This window comes from Microcoleus sp. MON1_C5 (genome assembly GCF_036701875.1).
In the GTDB taxonomy this organism is placed as follows: domain Bacteria; phylum Cyanobacteriota; class Cyanobacteriia; order Cyanobacteriales; family Microcoleaceae; genus Microcoleus.
On sequence record NZ_JAUBRN010000016.1, the window covers coordinates 15,710 to 38,580 of the forward strand.

General features: G+C 45.0%; 16 protein-coding genes and 1 pseudogene. 6 read left to right on the forward strand and 11 right to left on the reverse strand.

Going from position 1 to position 22,871, the window contains the following annotated elements; genetic code table 11:
- Positions 1-130: 130 nt before the first annotated feature.
- Entirely contained in the window at positions 131-718 is a 588-nt protein-coding gene (locus tag QUA71_RS10480; protein WP_333284658.1) for a zf-HC2 domain-containing protein, read from the forward strand.
- A gap of 190 nt (positions 719-908) precedes the next feature.
- Here QUA71_RS10480 and QUA71_RS10485 read toward each other — a convergent pair whose 3' ends face one another.
- Entirely contained in the window at positions 909-3,314 is a 2,406-nt protein-coding gene (locus QUA71_RS10485; protein WP_333284659.1) for an NACHT domain-containing NTPase, read from the reverse strand.
- 223 nt (positions 3,315-3,537) lie between these two features.
- Here QUA71_RS10485 and QUA71_RS10490 point away from each other — a divergent pair, with 223 nt between their 5' ends.
- The 3 genes and pseudogenes from QUA71_RS10490 (at position 3,538) to QUA71_RS10500 (ending at position 4,936) form a co-directional block, all read left to right on the forward strand.
- On the forward strand, positions 3,538-4,110 hold the full coding sequence (locus tag QUA71_RS10490) for an ATP-binding protein (protein ID WP_333284661.1): 573 nt from the start codon (positions 3,538-3,540) through the stop codon (positions 4,108-4,110).
- Between the two features lie 178 nt (positions 4,111-4,288).
- Positions 4,289-4,531 (forward strand): annotated as a pseudogene (locus QUA71_RS10495) (response regulator); the annotation flags it as partial.
- Between the two features lie 30 nt (positions 4,532-4,561).
- Positions 4,562-4,936, forward strand: coding sequence for a response regulator transcription factor (locus QUA71_RS10500; protein ID WP_333284769.1), 375 nt, complete (start codon positions 4,562-4,564; stop codon positions 4,934-4,936).
- 20 nt (positions 4,937-4,956) lie between these two features.
- Here the strand turns inward: QUA71_RS10500 and QUA71_RS10505 are convergent, their stop codons facing one another.
- Positions 4,957-5,361 (reverse strand): gamma-glutamylcyclotransferase, encoded by a 405-nt coding sequence (locus QUA71_RS10505; RefSeq protein WP_333284663.1) that lies wholly within the window; start codon positions 5,359-5,361, stop codon positions 4,957-4,959.
- 120 nt (positions 5,362-5,481) lie between these two features.
- On the opposite strand from QUA71_RS10505, the gene QUA71_RS10510 reads away from it, so the two are divergent.
- On the forward strand, positions 5,482-6,081 hold the full coding sequence (locus QUA71_RS10510; protein ID WP_333202074.1) for a glyoxalase-like domain protein: 600 nt from the start codon (positions 5,482-5,484) through the stop codon (positions 6,079-6,081).
- Positions 6,082-6,358: 277 nt separating this feature from the next.
- Entirely contained in the window at positions 6,359-6,838 is a 480-nt protein-coding gene (locus QUA71_RS10515) for a hypothetical protein (protein ID WP_333284665.1), read from the forward strand.
- A 356-nt stretch (positions 6,839-7,194) separates the two neighbouring features.
- Here QUA71_RS10515 and QUA71_RS10520 read toward each other — a convergent pair whose 3' ends face one another.
- From QUA71_RS10520 to psb27, 9 genes are all read right to left on the reverse strand, one after another.
- On the reverse strand, positions 7,195-11,742 hold the full coding sequence (locus tag QUA71_RS10520) for an nSTAND1 domain-containing NTPase (RefSeq protein ID WP_333284667.1): 4,548 nt from the start codon (positions 11,740-11,742) through the stop codon (positions 7,195-7,197).
- Positions 11,743-11,902: 160 nt separating this feature from the next.
- A complete protein-coding gene (locus tag QUA71_RS10525) occupies positions 11,903-14,035 on the reverse strand; it encodes a caspase family protein (RefSeq protein ID WP_333284669.1) in 2,133 nt (710 codons plus the stop codon).
- A gap of 174 nt (positions 14,036-14,209) precedes the next feature.
- Positions 14,210-15,112 (reverse strand): peptidoglycan-binding protein, encoded by a 903-nt coding sequence (locus QUA71_RS10530; RefSeq protein WP_333284671.1) that lies wholly within the window; start codon positions 15,110-15,112, stop codon positions 14,210-14,212.
- Between the two features lie 41 nt (positions 15,113-15,153).
- The gene (locus QUA71_RS10535; RefSeq protein ID WP_333284673.1) at positions 15,154-16,053 is read right to left on the reverse strand and encodes a glycoside hydrolase family protein; all 900 of its coding nucleotides are present in this window, start codon (positions 16,051-16,053) and stop codon (positions 15,154-15,156) included.
- A 657-nt stretch (positions 16,054-16,710) separates the two neighbouring features.
- Positions 16,711-17,988 (reverse strand): bifunctional sterol desaturase/short chain dehydrogenase, encoded by a 1,278-nt coding sequence (locus tag QUA71_RS10540; RefSeq protein WP_333284675.1) that lies wholly within the window; start codon positions 17,986-17,988, stop codon positions 16,711-16,713.
- 73 nt (positions 17,989-18,061) lie between these two features.
- Positions 18,062-18,685 (reverse strand): restriction endonuclease subunit R, encoded by a 624-nt coding sequence (locus QUA71_RS10545; protein WP_333284677.1) that lies wholly within the window; start codon positions 18,683-18,685, stop codon positions 18,062-18,064.
- 123 nt (positions 18,686-18,808) lie between these two features.
- Positions 18,809-19,705: a polysaccharide deacetylase family protein gene (locus QUA71_RS10550; RefSeq protein WP_333284679.1), complete on the reverse strand. Its 897-nt coding sequence runs from the start codon at positions 19,703-19,705 to the stop codon at positions 18,809-18,811.
- Between the two features lie 265 nt (positions 19,706-19,970).
- Entirely contained in the window at positions 19,971-21,614 is a 1,644-nt protein-coding gene (locus tag QUA71_RS10555) for a family 10 glycosylhydrolase (protein ID WP_333284681.1), read from the reverse strand.
- A gap of 474 nt (positions 21,615-22,088) precedes the next feature.
- Complete coding sequence (gene psb27, locus QUA71_RS10560; protein WP_333178376.1) at positions 22,089-22,487, reverse strand: photosystem II protein Psb27; 399 nt, start codon at positions 22,485-22,487, stop codon at positions 22,089-22,091.
- Positions 22,488-22,871 lie beyond the last annotated feature (384 nt).

The window sequence follows — 22,871 nt, forward strand, 5'->3', positions numbered from 1 at the left end:
TTTAGAGGCCGGTCAAGAAGATTTGGTGATGTTTGCTGTCACATCAAAACTTCTTTTTTAAAATATAAAAAAGCAGTAAATCATTCTAAGCGCGGGTGCGTCCTTTCTCCAATTAAAGCAATTTTGAAATATGAATTATAACTTTGAATCGGATAAAAATCAGAATCAGCAAGGTATCGGGGATTCACTCGCTGAAACTCAAGCTAACAACAATTATCCCCAGGGGAATGTAACTACTATGATGCGCGATCGCTTTGAATTACTGAGTGCTTACCTCGACGGCGAAGTGACGGCGACAGAACGTCGGCAAGTTGAGGAGTGGCTGACAAATGACCCCACTACGAAACGTTTGTACTCGCGACTGCTGATGATGCAGCAGAGTTTTCAGGCAATGCCGGTGCCTGCTTCGGAACAATCTGCACAAGAGTTGGCGACGAAGGTTTTGCAGCGGGTGGAACGCAAGCCGAAACAAAATTGGATTTTGGGTGGAGGTGCGATCGCAGCTTTGTTGATTGCGCTAGTGTCTGGTGTCGGTGGAGATCGCCAATTGTTTGCTCCCCAGTTTGCTCGATCGCCAGTTCAGGGTGAATCTGACGGTTTGATTATGGCTTTGAACGAGCCTCTGGTGGAGATTGTTAATCCTAACGATTTGATGCTTGGGGTGAATGCACCGATAATGGATATTCCCAAAGTTCGTGTAGCAACCCCTCAAAAGTAATTGCCAAAGGCGCAGTAGGATTTCTGTTTTGAGCATAACTGAAGTCGCTAACTAAGCTCCCTAAAAAAGGGGGCTTTTTGCCATTTGTCCCAGTTTTTCAAGGTGGATATATCCTGTGACACTTTCCCCGCTTTGAATGAGGAATTGTGGGGCGAGCGCATCTTAATATGGGAGTGGGTAGCGAGTGGAATTAGAGCGGGCGATCGCACTTGTTACCGATTTTTTGCAGATTTGCGATCGGCAACAGCAATGTTCCTTCAATTTCCTGCCGCACAGCAGGAGATACATTAGAAGCGCTATTGAGGCAATATACCAGCACTTTATTAGCATCGTAATACTTCCTCAGCAATGACTTCTGCTGTTCGCTAAATTGCCAATCGTGACCTATATTGCGATAGGAAATGATGATTTTTCTTAATTCGCTAGTCCAAACTTGTCCATTAGCTTGCCACCATTTCCTAAATATTTCCTTGTCACCATCTGGCTGAGGTAGCTGTTTCTTAAGTTCTTGCAGTGCTTGCATTAATTCAGGTTCAACAAGAGGGATAAGAAGAATGTCGTGGGCAAGACTAAGGGCTGGGTCAATAGCACCGTCGAGTACAGGCAAAATGGCAAGGTCAAGAACAAGGTCCAGGGTAATTTCAACAGCAGGGTCAAAGGTATATTTAACGGCAAGGTAAAGGGCTGGGTCAAGGAAACGTTCAGGATTACGATTAAGAGCAAGCTCAAGGCATGGAAGAAGGGAAAAGTAAAAGAATCTCACTGCCGCAGGTTTGTACGGAAAATCAACAGAAAGGGATTTTTGATTTACCCACAGTAGGAATTGCTGCAACTGCTCATCCTCAGCGACAAGTCCATCAACTTGTTGTTTCATTAACCGTAAAAAATCATCAGCTTTTTGCAACATCCCAACTGCTAAGAACAATACTTCTCGCCAACGCTTCTCGGTCAGGTGGCTGACCAGTTTTTCCAAAGCTTGTGAATCGGAATTATTAACTATTTTTATAGCAGTGAAATACTCTTGAAATGTTAGATGAGAAAACGAATAAATCCCTCTTGCCCTCTCCACTAATAAGCCATGTTGTGCCTCGATCGCCTTCAGGACAACCTCACTATGGATCTCCAACTGAATGGGGTCACTTGTGCCATCGGGTAAATTAGCGAGATAATCGGCAATCACTTGTTGAATTTGATGTTTTTCAAAAAAGTAATCACCCCGCTCAAAAGTAATAGCTGCCACAAAAGCAAGTAAATGTTTCTTGCGACACAAATTCAAATCGCGATAAACTTCATCCCGTTCAATGCCTCTCGTTTCATCCCATTTTCTGAGCATAATTTCCAGTCCTTCCTCATACAACTTGGCTCGGTTCGATGGAAAATCTGCTTTGGCTTGGAATACTAAACAACTCAAGTTCAACAATATAGGCGTTACTGCCAGTTCTCGAATTTGCTGATTTTTACCCATTTTTAGCTGCTCTACAAATTGAGAAGCTAAAGCTTTCCCTGCCTCCACCTTCTGGGAAAATGCCACAAACCAATTGCGAGCAAAGGCAGCGATTTGCTTGTTATTAAAATCGGCTACCTCAACATTGGTAAATCCTTCTTCGTGAAATCTGTACTTAGAAGCGGCAATTCGACAGGTAATAATAAACTGATTGTTGTAATACTTTCCGGCAAAATGACGAATCTGTCTGACGACTACATCGCTATCTGATTCTGGCACTTCATCTAAGCCGTCGAGCAAAATCAGCCCTCTGCCTTGACTGAGTGCGAATTCAGTTTGCGATCGCGCCTCAACTCCGCAACTGGCAAATTCGTCGCTGATATATTCTAATAAGTCAACATTAGCGATTTCAGCAAAGGTTTTGAGAGAGATAAAAATCGGTATTTTGTTGGCTTCAAATTTGGCGCGATCGCACTGAATGGCGATGTGTTTCAAAAAAGTAGTTTTACCGGAACCCGGTTTGCCGAGTACCATGAGTTTAGAGTGAGATTTCACCGCATCCAATCCTGATACTCGTTTCTGGCGTACTTTACCTAAACCTAAGCGGTTAAAGTTATCTGCATCTGGGTTGAAGTCTCTCAGTAAATCGCGAATTTCTCCCGGCTGCCAACTGGTAATTTCCTCCAAAATGTTGACTTCAACGTAGAGGTTGCTGACATCAACGGGCTGTGCAATATCCAACAGTTGCATTTTGCTGTAAAGCTGTTGGATTTTGCTGTGGCATTTTTGCCGGATCTCTTGGACTACCGAATCAATAGGCTGTTGGCAAAAATCTCTAACCCCCCCAACCCCCCCTTGGTAAGAGGAGGCTAAAGAAGGACGATCGACAATTTCTTCCCAATTCAACTGCAAAACCGTGCAGAAGGCCTTGAAAGCATTGGCTTTTATGGGTTCTCTTCCTGCTAAAAAGCGCCTCCAAGTGGGCAGCGAAAGGCCATCGGCATAGGGTCCGGCTTCTGTCCAAGTTCGATCTGGATCTAATGCTTTACTAGCTTCTACTAGCCATCTGGGGTCTTCTATCGTCGAGCCCCTTTCTCTTCTAGCTTGCCTAATTTTTACTAATCCCTCCTCAGAGGCTTTGAGGGTGGTCATTATATAATTTACTTATCTCATTGTCAATGTCAGTTTTCGCTCAGTTTAGCGATCGCAAACTGAGTTTGTCAAGACCCAAGCAAAAAAGAGAAAATGAGCGGGACAACAACTGCACGGCATACGGGAAAAGTCAGGCATAAATCATGCAAACTTAATCGTTTAGAATGTCACTCTCTTTTTTAGGTAAAAAAGTACACATTAAATGATGACAAAGGATAGCACCATGAGAGATAACATAGATGAAATTCCGTCAGGTGGGATAGGTATAAAAATTATTGGCAAAATTGCCGATGAGCTAAGTTATACCCGCACTTCTGACAGTCGAAACTGTCTGTTCATTGTAAAATATTATCAGCAGCCTGGTCTACTACCATCCCAACACAGCAGTCAAGATGGCTTTTTTAAGCGCGCGATCGATGTTTTAAACAGCTTTAATTTCAGGTTTCAAAAGCAACGAAATCGCCCACCGGAGCCAAGTTATAACCAGCAAGTTCAAAAATTTATCCTTCAAGTAAATACTGATATCAAGGCGGTTGCTCAAGTTTTATCGTGGGTTGAACAGTTAGATCCTCTACCAATTCCCCTAGCCGTTTTGCATCAGTGTAAACTTGCTGTGATTGAAGGGTTTACGAATGCTGTTCGCCACGCTCACAAAAATCTGCCATTAGAAACTCCGATAGAGCTTGAAATAAGGGTATTTAACGAACACCTAGAAGTAAAAATTTGGGATTGGGGAGAGCCTTTTGACATTCAAGCGAAGTTGAAAGAAGAATTGCACCAAAAAAATCTGTATTAGTTGGAACTATGTGGGATTGACGCTTCACTAAAGCTGTTCTGTAGTTGCCAGCTTTAAATTGACAATAAAAAGAAACTTTTTTGTGATGACTACTGATACTACTCCCAAGATTCTCGTTGTGGATGATGACGCAGCCATCCGCAATCTAGTTCATCGCTTTTAAAATCAGAAATATCAAGTAGATTCGGCAGCAGATGGCAATACGGCTTTAGAATTGTTGGACAAATTAAAGCCAGTGCTAGTAATTCTTGATTGGAATTTGCCGGATACTACAGGCTATCACCTCTGCCACGAAATGCAGCGCCGTACTGATGTTTTTGTGGTAATGCTAAGCAGCCGTACAGACGAAGCGGATAAAATTAAAGTCCTGTCCGCCGGTGCTGATGACTATATCTGCAAACCCTTTGGTTTGGCCGAGTTGGCAATTCGTATAGAAGTTGTGTTGAGACGCATGAGGCCTGTGAATCCATCACGTATTGTATTCGATGGATTCGCGATCGATTCAGCGCGCCGGGAAGCAACACTCAACCATCGCATTATCAAGTTAACAGCCTTGGAATTTAATATATTGTATTTTTTGGCAAGTCATTCTGGTCAATCTTGGAGTCGCCAACAGCTAATCGAAAAAATTTTGGGGTGGAACTGCGACGATACAGGAGAAGAGAAAGTTGTTAGCGTACATATCGGTCAGATTCGCAAGAAAATGATTGAAGTTGATGCTACTGGATCGCAGTTTATTAAAACTATTCGGGGTTACGGTTACAGGTTCGAGCCGCCCGTTAGCGAAGCCCTCGAAGAGGATCGCACGGCAATGGCAATTTCCTAAGCTCATCGGCATTAACCACCTTATTTGGTGAAAAACCTATTTTCCCACCTGCCGTGGGGCAGCCAGATGCCTCCTAGGGAACGAACGGGATCGGGTAACATGAAGTAAGCCCAAGCCGTGCCTAAAGGTTTGAGCTGTCGATCGAAGATTTCGATTTCCTGTCGCTGATATTCGTTTTGTGTCGGTTCCCGCAGCGGATGATAGTCTTCCAATCGGTCTAAATCGTCCAAAATAGCCGAGTTTGCGAAACAGAGGAGAAAACCGCAGACTGTGCCATCTCCGGCCATCATCGCAGGATAGCCGATCGGCAGGGCAAAAAGTTGACCCCGGGCGATCGCGGGGCAAGCATCCACAACTTTTCCTTCGCAGTAGCGGAGGTAGTTGGACTCGCCCGGTTTGAGTGTGCCGTATACAAAGACTTTCATCGGGTAGGGCTTAACCGCTAGTTTTTGCTAACATAGATGGCTAAGCTAATAGTTTAAGTCTCGCGGGCGATCGCGACTGCAATCTTGATAAATTTCGTTGTTTACCCTTTCTTATAATTCATGACTCTAGCAGTTAGTTTTATTGCTTTTGGACTTCGGCCTTTGTACTTGAGCTCTTTCTTGCCGTCCCTGCCCCTGGACAGCTTGTTTTCGACTCAAGGGATTATGGTAATGCTGCTGGCCGCCTATGCGGGGGCGATGTGGATGTTTCTCACCAGTGCTCCGAAGGTACACACGGTGATGGTATCGGATCTCGGACAAGCGAGGGAGTTCTATGAAGGTATGCTAAACCTGCCCGTAGCAGAAGTGCCGCTGCACTACTACTACAATTACGAGCAAACTTTGGGCACCACTGGCATCGATCCGCTGTATTTGTCGCCGAATGTCGGGAGGGCAACGAGCTCTCAAACGATGGGGAGTCCGGATGGTTTGTGGTATCAGTTGATGAAAAATACCCAACTGCACATTATTAGCGGCGCCGGTGCAGGGGAAAAAAATCGCCAGCGTCACGTTTGTTTCGATCGCGAGTGTTTGGATCAGCTATTGATGAGGGTACAAACTCGCGGGATTAGTTATAAAATTCGCCGGGAAAAGCCGCTGAATTTTTTAGTCAAGGATTACGACGGCCGCGTGATTGAAATGGCTGAGGTTAGTAATTAAGTAGGTCGTTCTAATTAAACGTAAAACGCTCTCGCGCGCTACCCCGACTTGTTTTGTTAAGTAATATCATTCCGGCACCGCCGGAATGATATTAGTCGCGAACACGGCTCATCTCCAGAGAGATAATTGCTCAATCAAAAAATGATAAGAATAGTTGAGATTTGTGAGAGATTACTATATTTGGATTAAACTACCTTGATTGGTTTCCGGAGATTTTTGTATATTCCCAGAATAATCAGTAACAGTCTTGTTAACTAAACCCTGGAGATAAGTAGAAATGACAGAATTTGAAGCCATTGTGGAAAGTTTGTGGGAGCTGGATGATGATGTATTGGAAGCTCAGCTAGGCTCTCGCGTACAAGCCATAGGGGATGATGTTGCTGGACGTGGAGCAAGAGGGATAGACCCAGCTTCCTTGGAATCTATTGATGTGAACGTTGCGGCTAGAGCATCGATCGATCCAAGATTTTTAAATGCTGGTCGGCAGCTTGTCGATCGCGTCAACCCTTTAACTTACGAGCTGATGTGCAAACCCCTCGGAGACGATGCAGAGACTCAGAAGATTTTAGATGAAACAATAAATCAGAACTATACCAAAGCGGCTGGGATGTTGGCTCCTGTTTTAGTCAGTGGAGTTGGGTTAGCTCCTGCTGTTGCTACTCTCCTGGCAACTCTAATTATCAAAAAAGTTTCCAAATACGTGGCTACTGGCATTTGCGAGACTTGGGAGAAAAGTTTGGTAAAACCTGCAAGCTGAGCTTTAGCTTTATACAAACATGAGTAACACAAACTCTGTGAGGAGGCGATAGTGCTAGTATCGCTAAAGGCTGTTTTCAGCTCATGGATAACCTTACTGTTTTAGCGAGCGATGCCGATGACGACTGCTAGATTGCGATCGAAGTTCGTTATGTTACTATCCCACTGCATTTAGTAAATCATATCGTTTCCGGTAGCATCGGAATTATTAGCCAAAATTAGGACACGGCAGTGCCGTGTCCCTACAATATTATTTTCGGTAGGGACACGGCATTGCCGTGTCCTCTATATCATGTATGAGTGCAACCGGAATTGATATCATTGAGCTAATTACCCATTGGCTGAAAATATGAATGCTTACCGATCGGCTGTTCGCGGACATAGTTTCTTATCATCTTTACTTACATTAGAGTTGGTTCTGATGTAATCTCCTGACCAGCTACAAGCTAACTCAAGTAAGTTATTCAAATTGAAATCCCAAAGGACAATGGTCTTGTCATTACCAGTCGCAGCCCGTAAATTCCCGTCAGCACTGAAGCGAACAACGTACTGAAGTGAATTGCCAATTTTGTCAGCGTGTCCTTTTAATGTTGCAATTTCCCTACCTGTGTCAATATTCCAAAGCTTGACAGTACGATCGCTACTTGCTGAGGCTAGTATTCTAATTGTTGGATCGGGATGAAAACTGAAACTGATAACGGAATTTGTATGTCCTCTTAGAGTTTTTAAAGGAGAACCATCCCTTGACCATAATCGAATGGTACTATCGTGACTAGCGGAGGCTATTATTTTTCCATCAGGGCTAAAATTTATCCCTGTAACTCTATCGCCATGTCCTATAAGAGTTTTATACAGGGTAATTTGATTATTATCAACCTTGCCTAGAACTACTGTACCGTGAAATGAAAGAAATGGCTCCCAAGTTCCGATTGCAATTAACTGTCCATCAGGACTAAAGCTTATTTCTGAGACGGCGGGTTGATTGGTTTCAAAAGGTCTAATCTCTTGACCATTGAGTGTCCAAAACCTGACTCTTCCGTCCCAATTTCCAGCCGCAATAAGTTGACCATCAGGACTAAATTTCACACTTGAAAACACATTAGAAAGAGGAGGGTAATCTTTATCTTGAATTATTTGACTTGTTAAGATTTTTGTTGATGTTTCATCCAGTGACCAAAGGTTTACAGTGTCACCCCAGCTCGATGAAGCAATCATCTGTCCATCACCGCTAAAGCTAACTTCGCTAATTTCAGCACTATCTCCTTGAAGAGAAGAGAGAGTTTCTGGATACTGAACATTCACAACATTAATTTCATTGAATGGTGTACTGTAAGCAAGAAGCTGACTGTTGGGACTAAAGCTAGCTGCTCCTCCTGTTGCACTACTAAGTCGCTGAAAAGTTGTTTGATTATCGCTCCAGAGCTTCACTGCGCCATCGTTTCCTGCTGAGGCAAGTGTTTGGCCATCAGGACTAAAACTCACATCCCACACATAAAAACTATCAGCTTTAAGTGTTTGCAAAAGCGTACCATCAAGCTTCCAAATCCTGACAGTATGATCGGTACTCGCTGAGGCAATTTTTCCGTCAGAGCTAAAACTGACATTTCTCACACTATTGAAATGGCTAGTAGAACTATTAGGTGCTGTGAAAGTTTTCAGTAATGTTCCATCACGACTCCAAATTTTAATATTTTTATCTTCTCCTGCTGAAGCAATAACTTTTCCATCTCGACTAAAGCTGACATCCAAGACAATATAACCATGTCGGAAGCTTTTGAGCAGCTTTCCTTCTGAAGTCCACAGTTTCACCATGCCATCATTGCCTGCTGAAGCAAGTAATAATCCATCAGGACTGAATTCGACACTTTGCACATAAGGAAGATGCGCTTTTTCAATTGTTTTGATTAAATTCCCCTCTGAAGTCCACAGTTTTATGGTGCCATCAGCACCTCCTGATGCGATAATTTTGCCACTAGGACTGAAGCTAACACTGGGAACAGACCCATTGTGTTTTCCTAAAGTCCTGAGTAACCTACCATCATGTTTCCAAAGTTTCACGGTAAAATCGTCGCCAGTGGAAACAAAAGTTTGACTGTCTGGACTAAAACTGACACTTCTGGCTGCTTTGTCATGAGCCTTAATACTTAAACGCAGAGTTCCATCGGATTGCCATAGCTTAATCGTCCCGTCTCCGTAAGCGGTTGCTATTAGACTATCTTTGCTAAATGTCACTGTTCTTGCTTTAGAACTGACTTGTCCAACAGGAGTTTCAAGACGATTTCGCTGTCTAAAATTAGCCTGATTAGGTTTGAGATTATAAGTAACAGACTGTAGAGCGGTTATGGCTTGTATGCGAGCATCTGAATCAATTCTTCCCTCGTTATCTCTTATCAGTCGTCCGGCTCGAATGGCATCTATCATAGCTTCGGGCTGTTCCTCTGGATTAAGATAGCTTTTTGTCGATAAGCTCAAATTTGTAATGTCAGCATTAATTCTCCTTTTCTCAGCCTTATTTGCATTGTTTTGAGTTAAAATATTCAATACCAACAGATATATAAATATACCCGATGTAAGAGAGACATCATTTCTGCGTTTTGTGTATTTTTTATCGAAACTATCTGTAACAAATTTGGCTTCGTTGGAATTCAGCCAGAAATCATTGGATTGCGATTTCCAGAAATTATCTCCACACATCCATTTAAAAAAATTCAACCAAGTATCTTTGTAAGCTGAACCACACAACAATTTCATGGCTAGCGGTAAACGGGGATCATTATTCCACAGTAATCCCTGAAAACTAGCATTTTTACTGCTACTTGCCCACTGGTTAGCTGTTGGAGTCAGTTCTCGTTGAACTAACACATTCGTCAGCTCTTGTTTCTTCCATTCCAGTAGTTTCTGCCATCCTCGCACTAAAGCCTCATGGGCTGGTTCTTGATAAGGCTGCCCTTCGCTATCATTGCCAAAAGTCAGGAGTCGTGCATCTTCAAAATGTTTGATGACAGTTTTAATTCGCCCGTTTTCTGGTTCTGGATATTCCAGTTCTGACAGCGGAACTCGCCTCTGCGCTAGTTCACCTCCCACAGCGACCATACGCAGCATTACATTCCGAATGGTTTGAGCGTATGCTGAATCTTGCTCGATCAGTGCCTCATATTCTCGATCGGCTCGTTGAGTGAGCGATCGCGTCACCCCTCCCAAATCCTCATAATCTGTCTGAGTAATAGCGCGATCAATAGTTTCTCTTCGGTTCTTAGCATCATCCTGCCGCTTCAAATATTTCAGATAAAGTTCGCTCAAGGCAAAGGACAATAGAGGCAATGCTCCAGGCATATTTGCCACTTCGTCAATTAACTGCTCTACTAACTCATGGGGGTCAAAATACATCACCCTTGCTGAGGCAGGTTCTTCGATCGCCTGTCGTAGTTCTTCCCGCGTCATCGCAGGGACGATAAATCGAGCAGCTAGCCAATTCTTCTCTAGAACCGTGTTGCGAAACTGCGGCTCAAAAGCAGAACGCAGTGTCAGTATGAGATGTAGTTGATTGGGATGAGTGGCGATCGCCCCGGCCAACGCCTCTAAAAACTGTTGCCGTTCTTGGTCATTAAGGCAGAGTGTAATTAATTCCTCAAATTGATCGACAACCAGCAGTAGGTTTGCTTGAGGATGCTCCTTGAACCAATTTGCAAGGCTTCGTGCTGGGGTGAGTAAACCAGAAGATGCTGCTTCATTGGGAGTCGCGCTCGTAGGCAGATTGACCGATGCCAGTAGATTATTTAAAGCTTGGAAGGGATACTCCCCTGGTCGGAAAGGGGGCAGGATCAACCAAGGGTTGCCATCCTTACATTGTCGTAGTTTAGAGATAAGTCCGGCTTTTACCAGACTGGATTTACCCGAACCAGATGCACCCAACACGACTGTTAGCGAATGAGACGTGACAAACTCGTAGAGCTTTTGCGTTAAGGCATTTCTGCCAAAGAACAGGTCGCTGTGTTTTTCCTCGAACGGTAACAAGCCACGATAGGGATTTTTGGAAGTATCCAACGGGGGAGCGGGAGGTAGATTCAGGGCGTGTCCTGGTGTCAGGAAAATGTACTCGCCTTTGTCGTGTTTCTTGAGGGGATAGATACCAGGTGTTTGGCGGATGGCACGAGCCTCTGTGGCAACTTCAACGCGATCGCGCAAATACACATAGAGATCAGTTGCCGTCATCACCCCATCCCCTGCAGGCTTACCTGGTTCGGCTGGTGGAAAGGCATCGGCTTTACCCTCAAGTGCTTCTATCAAAGCACAGGCAAACGGTGAGTGGCTTCCAAGGTGTCCGCGATCGTCTTTCAGATCAAAGGCATCCCATGCAGATTGATCGTAGGCAGCGGAGGTGACTACTTGCCATGCGGGGTCTTGAATGAAGCGCTCGTAGCCTTCTTTGTGGAGTGTACCCAGTTCAACAGCAATCGCTTTGCGTAGACTCGACCAGCGAAAAGCACCCGCAAAACAACAGTCGAGAATCCCCAAAAAATGACGGCAGGGAAGCTGAAGCAAGGCTTTGTTCACCTCTGACATGGGCAGGTAAGTGCTAACATTGCCCAAGCGAGCATCTTGGGGAACCAGATAGCCTTCGGGGCCATCCTCGCCGTTGAGGGCAATCCCATGTCCAGCGAAGTAGAAGAGGAAGCGATCGCCCGGCTGAATTTTTTTCGGCAGTTCTATCTCTAACACCTGCCGAAGCTGACTGAGGTTAGCTGCGCGATCGACGAGTAAATTAACGGTGTAATCATGCTTGGTTTCAAGAATGTGGGCAATTTCTGTCGCGTCACTGACAGCAGTTGCGAGTGAAGAAATGCCACCTTCGATGTAATCGTTAATGCCAATCACTAGGGCATAACTGTGTTCAAATTTTGACATACAAAGCAACCTCCTATGATGATTTAAGAGCTATTGCAGAACTCCACCTAGAACTTATGCAAAGAAGCAGTAATCGGTGGTCGGTGAGCGGAGTTGAACCGTTAAAATCTGGTGAATAGCCCTATAGCGTTAGCGAGCGTGTAGGTACTTCACAAAACACCTATCGCGTTAGTGTGATTTGAATCTCCTTCGTTGTCCACTCATCACTCGGATCGAAAATCGCTGTTGCACGATAACTGGGAATTTCTGGTTGAGTATCAACATCAGCACCAACCGCAGCCATCAGTTGTCCCAGCGGATTATCTCCACGAATAAGTCTTGCTGATTTTGTGTGAATTTCTTGCTCAAGTGAGGGCAATTCCAGCCAACGAAAATCATTCGGTCTGACAGTGGCAAAAACTTTGAACGTTTCTGCTCCTTTGGAAAATTTCCAAGTAGCAGGTAGCTTGATTTCTAGCGGAATTAACATTTCTTGATTAGGATTGAATGGATAAAAAATAGCTTCGGGTATTTGGAGTTGAATGCGGGAAACCGCCCAATTTGGTTCAAGATCCAGCACGGCCACATTCAAAACTTGAGAGGAAGTATTTTTAATTCGTAAGAATGCGTACTCACCAGATTGAACAACTAAATTAGTCCTATCGGGAAATGGCTGTGGTTTTTTAGGCATCCCTGGTCGCCAGTTTGGTTGTGTGAGTAATTCCACCTCTAGTTTGCTCGTCAAATCAGAAAATTGATTGCTCAACTGTTGAATCGCCTGATATTTTACTAGGTGTTCTAATCGCTTCACTACTTTTTGTGGAGCATCAGAGTCATCAATCTTTAGCGCAGGTGTGAGGTTTTCAATCGGTGTACCAGTACAAATCTCATACTCTCCTTTTAGATTAACCGCAACTTGATAATCTCCTTTCTGTTGTGTATCCGCCAACTTCAACCAGCCATTTCCTGCCAATGCTGCCTCGACTGCCTTCAATGCAGTATCTTCCTGATTCTTAATAGCTTGAGGCAGTTCATTGTCTTTCTCACCAACCTCTTTTTTGAAAAGACGTACTCCCCGTACCAACTCGACAGGGGCTGACAGCATCACTGCTTGAGAACCTTGGTCAATCTTGTCCTGACGCAGAACCTCAATCACATCTGCCCAAGCATCCGAAGCACCGACTCCTGCAATCTCAACGATCGCCACTTGCTTGTTTTTCTGGGTAAAATCTGTTGTGCCAAACGCATAGATCGCGAAACGATAACCTGGACTGAGACCGTTTTCCATCCCCGCATCCAGCCGGACTTGCTTGGGGACTTTTTTCGTCGCTAGTGAGTCTGCCTCAGTTACCTCTTCCTCAATCACCTCAAGCACATTCACAGAATATTGTAAGGAGCCATGCTCCACTCCCAAGACAAAGCGATCGCTCTCCCCCACCAGCATTGGCATCTGAGGGAACTTGCTTTGAATTTTCGCACTGACGCGATCGTGTAATGTTTTGTATGTCAATCCTGAAGGGCTACTGGTTAACGTATCGATCATCCAGTACGTCAGCGCCCCATGCCGCTCCTTACCGCTCACCGCATACTCGTAGGCATACTCGCTAGGACGACAAGCAGCTAGCAACACGTAATCTCTAGGTTGAGGAAGCCAGTGCCCGGGGGTAATACTTGCAGGAATTCCATCAGTCAGAGCGTGCCAGTTTTCGATCAGCTCTTGTCGCTGGGCAACCAAGCTTTCGGAGTCTCGCGGTGCTGTATCGGTTTCTCCAGTACCTCGAATTGCAACATCGTCGCCTCTAGTTGCTTCTCCAGAGTGGCAGCTATCCAAGACAAGCGTGACAATTAACCCTTTGTCCGTCATCCGCTTCAGCAGTGTAGCCAATTCCACATCCCGCAGGTAGCGCCCAGATTCGTTGCCAACATCTATTGGCACAATTCCCTCATCTAGTTGGTCATTCCCCTTCAATTCTGGATAGATGGTTGTCGTCCGTCCTCCATGTCCAGAATAGTGAATGTAAACCTGCTCTCCCGGCTGAGCTATTTCTGTAATGGCATCAAACTTTGCCACAATGTTTGCATAAGTTGGTTCCGGGTCTTTGGTTGCGATCGTTTGAGCAACTTCAGGATTCGGAGAAGTCAGCCTGAAAATCCGTTCGGATGGAATTTTAACCGTCTTTAAAAGGTAGTCTGCTACAAGATTGATGTCACGAACGCATCCTTTAAGATCCTTGTACAACCCATTCGGATTATAGCCATCAATGCCAATTAATAAGGCATAAATATTCGGTGTTGTCTCAGGTAGATTTCCCATTTTTATTCATTACTCCGGTGTGTTTTTATAATTTAAATAGTTGCTGAACGACAGAGTTCTGGAGCCGCCAGTTCAAGCTTTTCACAAAACTCTGCCTATTCAGCAACGTATCCTTCAGTGGTTGGTGAGCGGAGTCGAACCATTCAAGGTTGGGTTAATTCGATAGCGAACACTTCAAGCCATTTGTTCGCGGGTTTTGACAGCGACAATTCCGTCTGCCTTCAAACCCTTCTTCTGCTGAAATTCCTTGACGGCTTTATCTGTTGCTGGCCCAAATTCACCATCAGCCCCAACTACAATCCCAGCTTTTTTCAAGCCTTCCTGAAGCTTGAGTACATCCGAGCCTTCCATTCGGGGCATCGCCAAGCGCAACGTTCTGGGTTTGTCATTCCACGGCGCTTTAGGAAACCCTGGAGCAGGAGAGAGATTAAGTGCATTCTCGGTTTGAGGACCAAAACCGCCATCTTCGCTAATCCTTTCATTAGGATGATTCTGATTCCAAAGCTGCTGAAATGCGAGTATTGATTTGCTGCGAAGATCGATCGTGCCGCCGCCTTCGTAGTTGAAGTGAGGTGGATCGCTTGGTAATGGATTCCAGCCATACCGCATCAAATAAACTTCCCAGCCTCTTGCATCTTCAATGTCGATCGCTAACCCAGTTTGGTGGTTGCTGGCTCCCGGTGGAGCTACAGGATTAGGATTGTTTTTGCGATTGTTGTATAGCAGCATTTGCTGAGCGATCGTGCGGTAGGCAGAGTTCACCTGCATAGTTTGACCTCGATCTTGAATCGCTCTCTGAAGTGCCTGTTTTGCAGGGGCTTGTACATAGGGAAAGGCTGCCTCCAGCAAGTGTACATTGAGGTCATCAAAACTGACAAAGGCATCTGGCATCATCAGTTGCAGTTGATATATCAACTGCTGGGATAAGCCATTGACCACCGCCGTTGAAAACATGGGTGCATCTTGGACCAATCCGGCGAAACTGCCTCTAACTCCCAACATATCCCGTTGGACAAATTCTTCACAGGCTTCGACAATTACAGGTTGATTAAAGAGATGATCGCTTGAGTCAGTCATGGTTTTCTCCTATCGGTTTGAATTTGGTTACACAATCGATGTTATAGTCCCAATTCTTTTCGTGTTTGGGCACCTACCACACCATCCGCCGTTAGCCCTTTCTGCTGCTGAAACTGCCTCACTGCCTTGTCAGTATCATTGCCAAAAAATCCATCAGGTTCGAGATTAATTCCTGCTGTTTTCAAAGCTTCTTGCACTTGACGAACATCCTCACCTTGCATGACAGGAGCGGTGAGTTTCAAGGTGCGAGGTGCTTCTGAGATTATTTCACCTGTTACTTCTTCGCCTGTTCCTTCATAGGTTAAGAATGACTGCCAGGGTTTTCCCAAAAAGAGTGCTCGTTCAGCCAATCGTCGGCGTGTCAGCCCTAGCCAAGGTTGACCATTTACCTTATTCCACACAGGAAACTGATTAGCTGCTCCTTGATAATTTCCCTGGTTCAAAAGCCTCAGAAGAGTTGAATCTCCAAAACCTCCTGGACCCACATTGAAGCAGAAACAAACCAGTGCAGAAAACTGATTGTCATTGAGCTGAACTTCAACGGCATCCTCAACAAAAGATTCAAATTTTTCTAAATCTAGGCGCAGCAATTCTTCTGCTTGCGTTTGGCTAATCGTCAGTCCTGGAAAAACATCGTCGCCAGTGTGTCCGTAACCAATTGTCCAAACTCCACCGCCATCATCATAAGCAGTCAGCTCGCATCCTTCAAACGTAGTGAGAAGCTTAAAGCCTTCTCCATTGATATGCTTTGAACCTCTGCGTTCTGCCACTTCAGGCGGTTGTTCGTCTGGAGGATTAATGTTGTATGTTTTAGCTACGCTGAACTTTAAAGCCTCGATTAAGGCTTTTACTTGCCCATTTGTCTCCGTGACTTTAACGGCTAGGTCGTCTTTTATTTCGTACACGCGACCATCGCCGAAGATTTCAAGCGATCTTGGCATTTTAGTTTTTCCTTTTGAAAAGGTAGATTCGATCGAAAGACGCATCCTGAAGATCCCGATCGCCAAACTTTTGCCTGCTTCTTCTCACAACGCGTGAAAAGAGTTGATCAATTGATACTTGTTATCAAAAGTCTTTATCTGATCGGTGATTTCACTGATTACGTCTCTCCCAAAGTAAGTTCCGGGATTTTCGGGAAGCTTTACAAAAGTTTATTTTTGGCGATCGAGAGCGGTGTGCTGCTTGTTCTATTTAACGATCGCGCTCAACCAATTCCACCACTATCAAATTACACTTATGAGTCCTGGACGTATCAACTAAGCAACGAGCATAGTTGACAACTATATTCAGCACCCGCAACTGGCACTTACAGTGCTATTGCGGATAGAAGTGACTCAGGAGAGACCGTAGTTAGTAAAAATACTTAATAATTTATATCAGTAAGCATAACCCTGTTGGCAATGGGGCCCGAAACAGCTCTCGATTCCACTCCCCGCCAACGGTTTTGACCCAATGAGTCAGAAGAGCGGGTTTGCGGCTGTGGGAGTGGGGGCGTCAGCTTACTCGTGACGATATGACAAAGGCTTTAGTTTTGTGAAATTTAGCAGCAGGGCGGACAGTCACAGCCGCCGCCCCTGCTGAAACCCGGTTTTAGTTGGTCAATTAATCTTTGCTTCCGCGCTAGATTTTTCAGATGCCGCAGCTTCCTTTATCTCTGAAATCGCTTTCCGGCTGAAAATTTGGAAGTAGAGAGAAACAAAAAACTCTTTGACTGGAAAAACGATAAAAGTCAAAGGATTAATTGTGACGATGATATTGCGGGCATCAGCTTTAGCTTGTTTGACAACTTGCTGCGCTACCCAGTCGGGAGACATGATGCCGATCGGGTTTAAGTTGCTTTTAAACGGCCCTAAAATCAGTTTGCGAACGATGCAGGGTGCGTCTAGCCGCCGCAGGGTGACTAAATCTCCCAGGGCGCGCTTGCTGAGTTCGTACAGGGGACTGACAGCGGGAATTACTTCTGCTTCTGAAGTGTTGATCCAGACTTCTTTGCAAGCGATGTTTTCGTTAGTGCGGACTGTTAAGAAAAAGAGTTCCATCAGCCGCCACGCGGAAAAAGTGTTAATTTCGTATGAGTTGGCGATCGCCTCTCCTGTTCTTTCTCGCTGTACGTTAATCCCGTGATTGATGACGAGAATATCGATTTTTTCTAACAATAGGGCTAAGTCTGCCTCTTGGCCAGCTTGCCAAGTTACGGTTTTTACAGGTAAATTTTCGCCGTCTACATCAAAAGTAATTTCCTCATTTCCAGAGGAGAGGGCGATCACTTTTGCACCAGCTTTGTGCAGGTGTTTGAGAAGCAAACGTCCTAAAGTTCCCGATGCACCGGTGACGGCTACAGTTTTGCCTTTGAGAGAAAGTGCTGTACCCATAAGTTTATCTATTAAGGTGAAAGTACCGCAATAGTAAGCATTTTGATTGTCGAAGTGATGCCGCCAGTGATAAGGTTTATTAACTAACCACTTGCCAGGGGGAGTAAGGAAGTCTCCCGGTTGGTGGGTGATGTCGGTTAATTCGTCTGCACCTTTGATGCCGCACGCGCGGGCGATCGCGCTCAACAAAAAGCCTAAAGTATAAATACAACCCGCTGCTGCGCCCCAGTGATATTCCGGCAGCCCAAAATAAGCTACAACCCACAGCAACAAGCCCAAAACCATCATCGCCGCAGCTTCGGGTACGTCGTGACGCCAGTGTGCTTGCTTGTAAATTGTCTCGCTGACGGGGGTCAAATTGGGGCGGAAAACGCGGTGATGCCAAGTGTGCAGCTTTTGCAGGGGTGCCCAATAATGGGACACGACGTGATAAAAGTCTCGTATTATTTCTGCCCAGCAGACAGAAGCTATTGCCACAGCGCCGACTATCCAGTAATTTACCATGCTCGCACCAGTTTGAAATTTGAGATATTAGATATTGTCTGCTTTGAAAGATAACTCAAAATGGCTTTTATTGCTAGTCTGGAAGTTGACTCAGGCGTTTTAAAATCTGCAAAACCCGGTACAATTCATTGCCGGGATTGGAAATAACCAATTCCGCCGATCGCGCATACTGGGGAGTTTCGCCTCTTACTAACTTGACAAAATTGAAGTTAGCACCTGTGGCAATCATTCCAAAAGTAGGAGTTTCAGGATTGGGATCTGCCAGCATATATGTCAGGAGTTGGGCAAGTGCTTCGTCACTTGAAAACGAAAGTTGTTTGGATTCAATTACTGTCACCCACAAGTTTGCTTTCATAATTAGGATATCTATTCTGCCTTCGATGATTCTGCCTTCGTCTTCCTCTTGAATGGCGATCGACTTTTCGGCTTTGACTTGAAAAGGAGACTCATACAGACCGGCAATAAACAAAATAGGGCTGATGATTGTTAGATTGACAGCATTTTCCCATACAGGCGGGGTGTCTACCAAGTTGAAGTATATGTCTTGGACGCGATCGAGCAATTGTTTTTCTGAGTCTGTTACTTCGGGCAATTTTTCTTGCCATTCTCGGAAATATTCACTGTTGCGAACTCGCTGCAAGCCGAAGTTATCGATTAGATAGCAGAGGTTGATATCTCTTATTTGTAGTTTTTGCATTATGCTTAATAAAGCATTTTATGGTTATTAATAAGTTTAGCCGAATTGAGATTTTTAACCGCAGATGAACGTAAATGAACGCAGATGAAATTCCGAGTAAGTGAATTTGGGTAAGATGTCTGTTTATGGGGATTTGCGATCGGCAATTCGCTGTTTTTGGGCTGCTTGCATTTCCAGCAATTGCGGCACGGTTACAAAACGATATCCCTGCTGTTTGAGTTTGGGAATAATTGCAGATAGTGCCTCGACTGTTTGCTGGCGATTGCCGCCGCCGTCGTGCAACAATACGATCGCCCCCGATGTCGCTTGGGATAGCACGGTAAGGGCGATCGCAGCGGCCGGACGTTGCAAAAAGTCTTTAGGGTCGATCGACCACATCACCACTACATAATTTTTCTTTTTAGCGTAAGCTGCCAAACCGTTATTTAAGCGGCCGCCGGGGGGGCGAAACAAGAAACTTTTGGCCCCAGTCGATCGATAAATATGAACCCCAGTATTATCTATTTCATCTGATGCTGTTTTTTCGGTAACATTGTGAGAATAGTGATGCCAAGTATGGTTGCCGATCGCATTTCCCGCTTGCACAACTCTTTTCGCAATTTCTGGATACTCCCGCAAATTTGCCCCCAAACAGAAAAATGTAGCTACTGCGTTATGTTTGTGCAAAACTTCTAATATTTTCAAAGTTTCAGGCGAAGGGCCATCGTCAAATGTCAGGGCGATAACTTTTGAGTTGTTAATACTGGCTTTATAAACAATTTGGCTGCGAAATTGCGCGGGCGGTGCGAAGACTAAAGGTTGTTCTGGAGGTTTGTGAGAGGGAGTTGCGGGGGGAGAAGGAGGTGTTTTTAGTTTTCGGGGTTTCAGCAGGTTTGGCGGGGGGTTTTCAACGGGTGCGATCGGTATTAGCGGATTTGAATTGGCGGTTTTTCTGTTTTCCGACAAGAGAGAAATTGTGATGCTCAATCCGATAAGTATAACGGTTTTAATACCCCGTTTTTTATTGCCTTTGCGACTCATCAGGTATAGGAGTTATTTTGAACAATCTCATTATGCCTGATTGTTCTGCTAGCTTAAAAGTTTGGTAAATTATTTTTTTTTGCAAAACGTCGATCGCACTAAAGCTAGACTTAGGCAGAAACCGGGTTTTTTTAGGCAAATCAATCGTGGCTAGCCACCCTTTCCGCTATCAAAACCCGGTTTCTTATTAATAAAAAATCTACACTTTCAGGCTCTTTCCGCGACAATAAAACAACGTGATGACACCCTATCTGTCAAGGACTATCTACAATCGGCAAGTTTGCCGTGCCCTTTCATCCTCGGGTTCTTGCCACCCAAAAGCAAAATGACTCACCGCATTAATTTGCGGCGTCGCCGAGCGAATTGCCCGCATTTGAATCTCCAAAGACGGCCGATTTTTCAGAGGTTTTCCCCAATCTCCAGCAATGGCAGGAATAATTTTTGCTCCCGCAGGCGCTAAACTCACTGTCCGCTGCACCTGTGGCACAATGCAGCTTACATCGCCGCAATTTCCGTAAGACATGGCGTGGAATTCCATTGCAGCCGGAAAGGTGTCCCAAGGCTGCAATCTCGAATCATATCCCCCTTGATTTATGGCTTGATTTGCAGTGGGAAAAAACACCGCTCCTACAGGAATTCCCATCCTTTGAGCTGGTTGAATTGCTATCCCCAAAAAATCTAAAATCCCTTGGACTGCGTGAGCAACGCTCAGTTTCCACAAATCTTTTTGCAGAATGCCAGTATCGGGAAGCGGCGGTGTCGGTTTTGGTGTGGCAGTTGCAGCGTTTGGCTTGTTAGCGGCGGGAGTTGTTGAGGCCGATCTTGATGCGGCATTCTCCCTTCTAGAAGGTGGAGTTGCTACTGACATCGCCTGCGGAATTCGCCCTTGCCAAAGAGGTTCTCGCTCAGTTGGATACTGTTTGACTACTGCTTGAACGTCATTAGGATTGATAAATCCCTTAGTCAAATACCGCTGAATTAAATCTCGCCCTTGCTGATTGTTAGCCCGCTGCAAAAGAAGTTGCTGCGATGCTGGGCCGTAAATCCACAAGTCTTGAACTTTGGTAGCCACTGAAGCGGGTCCGATGCCCCGTAGATAGCGAATGTAGTCGAACAACATTCCTTGGGGCTTGCGCTTGACTATTTGATTTACTAACAAAGTATAGTCTTGCCGTGCTTGTGGGTTGTACGGATCGATAAAGGCTTGGTTGCCCGGAACTTCTCCGAAGTCCTCGTTAATTGCTGCCTCTTCACTTACTGTTAAACTTGTCTGATTTTTACCGTTGATAGCGAGGGTTTGCTGTCTGTCGGGACGCTGAGCATAGCTATAGCCAAAGTTCATGGTAAATAACCAGGCGTAAACTTTTAAACCTCGCTGTTTGCCTTTGGCGATCGCCTTTTCTAACAAATCGTATTTCTCGTAACCGCGATTTCTCAAAACAGAAGGCCAAGCCGTAGGATTGTCTGCGACTGGTAGCAGCACTTGACCATCGTAAAACACTTCAACATAGACTTGGTTGTAGCCTTTATTCACAACTTTGTCTAATACTCGATCGAGTTCTCCGGGTCTGACATCGCAGGGATACAAACGCAGCCAAACTGCTTGGGTTTCCGGCCAAGTTTTTTGGCGGCATTCTGCTATTTCCCGCGCGTGTTTGTTCAAAACAGCAAAATATGCTTGCTGAGATTCCCGTTTTCCCGACAGCGCGGCGCGGCGCAAGTCTTCTTTTTGATTGACCTGTTCTTGGGATAATTGGCAGTAGGCTGATGTTTGGGCAAAAGCTGGTTGATTTCCGATAAACGGCCAACCAAGCTGGCTGATGAAGCTACTGGTTAAAACAGCAGTTACCGCACTTAAAAAGCGTCGCTGGTGTTGAAAATTCGCGATGCGAGTTGGTGCAATTTTCATGGGAGAATGGAATGGGGTTTTCTGGTTTAAATTGGGTGGCGATCGCATTTTTACGATCGCGCTCAACAAGCAGCTACAAATTTTCTACTTTTTTCCGTTGACTTAGTTATGGCACAAGTCGATCGCACAATGCAAATTCTATCTGGCGGCTATTTAAATTCAATAAGGGCGATCGGGCCAGATAAAACTCGGTGATTCCACCGCTGCTATGTTATACAAACTTTTCTCTACCTAAGTGTTGGCGCGCAGGCACGCGCCTTCGCGGACTCAAAAATAAAGGGGGTAAAAAGCCCGGATTTGATATCATATCCCGTTCTATTTTTCAGTATTTTTTCCCTAAATGCTGCATAAAAAAGCGCCTGGGTAGAGTGGGCGCTAAAAGCAGTTGATATTTCTACTAAAAATTGTTAACACTCAAATATCAAGGATGAAAGATGAATTATTAAAATTTCTCCTTGATCCTAAATTTTGAGATTAAGCTCCTCTGTTAAGAGCAGCTTCAATCTGCTGAAATTCTGACTCAAGACGCTTTTTCAATTTTTCAGGAACGGGACGGTTTGGATAGGAACTGTAATGTCCTGCCAAAGAGTTTAATGCCGTCCGCATTGTCGTGAAAGATGCCAGCTTGGTAAGAGCGGGATCGCGGCGGTATTCAGCAAAAAAATCGTTGATACTTGTGCGAGCCTTGGCTTGAGCCGCTGCTTTTTCCGGCGTGCCCTCTGGCAAAGTGAGCGCTGTTCTCAAGCTGTTCACTAATGCTAATGTGTCTTGGCCATAATCTCCACTCAGAGTGGCCGGAACATTGGTACAGCCCGCTACGCCGATGACAACAACTAATACCAGGGCTAACAGACGGGAAATGTAATGCTTCATAAAAAAATTCGGTAAGTGGGAAACTCAGTCACGAAGAGTGCTGAGAGGGAAACGACTCGGCGGTTGAAACCGGCGTGAATCTTTCCATTACCGCCTTGGGATTGCTAGATTCGGTGTACTTTTGTAGTGTACTTTCGATGGGACAATTACCATCTCAAACTTCGCAACCCTGTACGCATAATGTTCGCTCCTTTATGAGCCTCCCTTTCGGGGTAATGTTAGCTTCGACAAAGTTAACGGCCGGTACTATATCTAGGACACTGATTTAACCCAATAAGTCTGTTTAATCCTAAATTTCTAGAGCAAGGAACTAGCTTCGCATCCCTTGGTAGGTCTTTAAACTCTTACCGTTAACGTAGTACGCGAGGTACTTAGTCTGGTCAA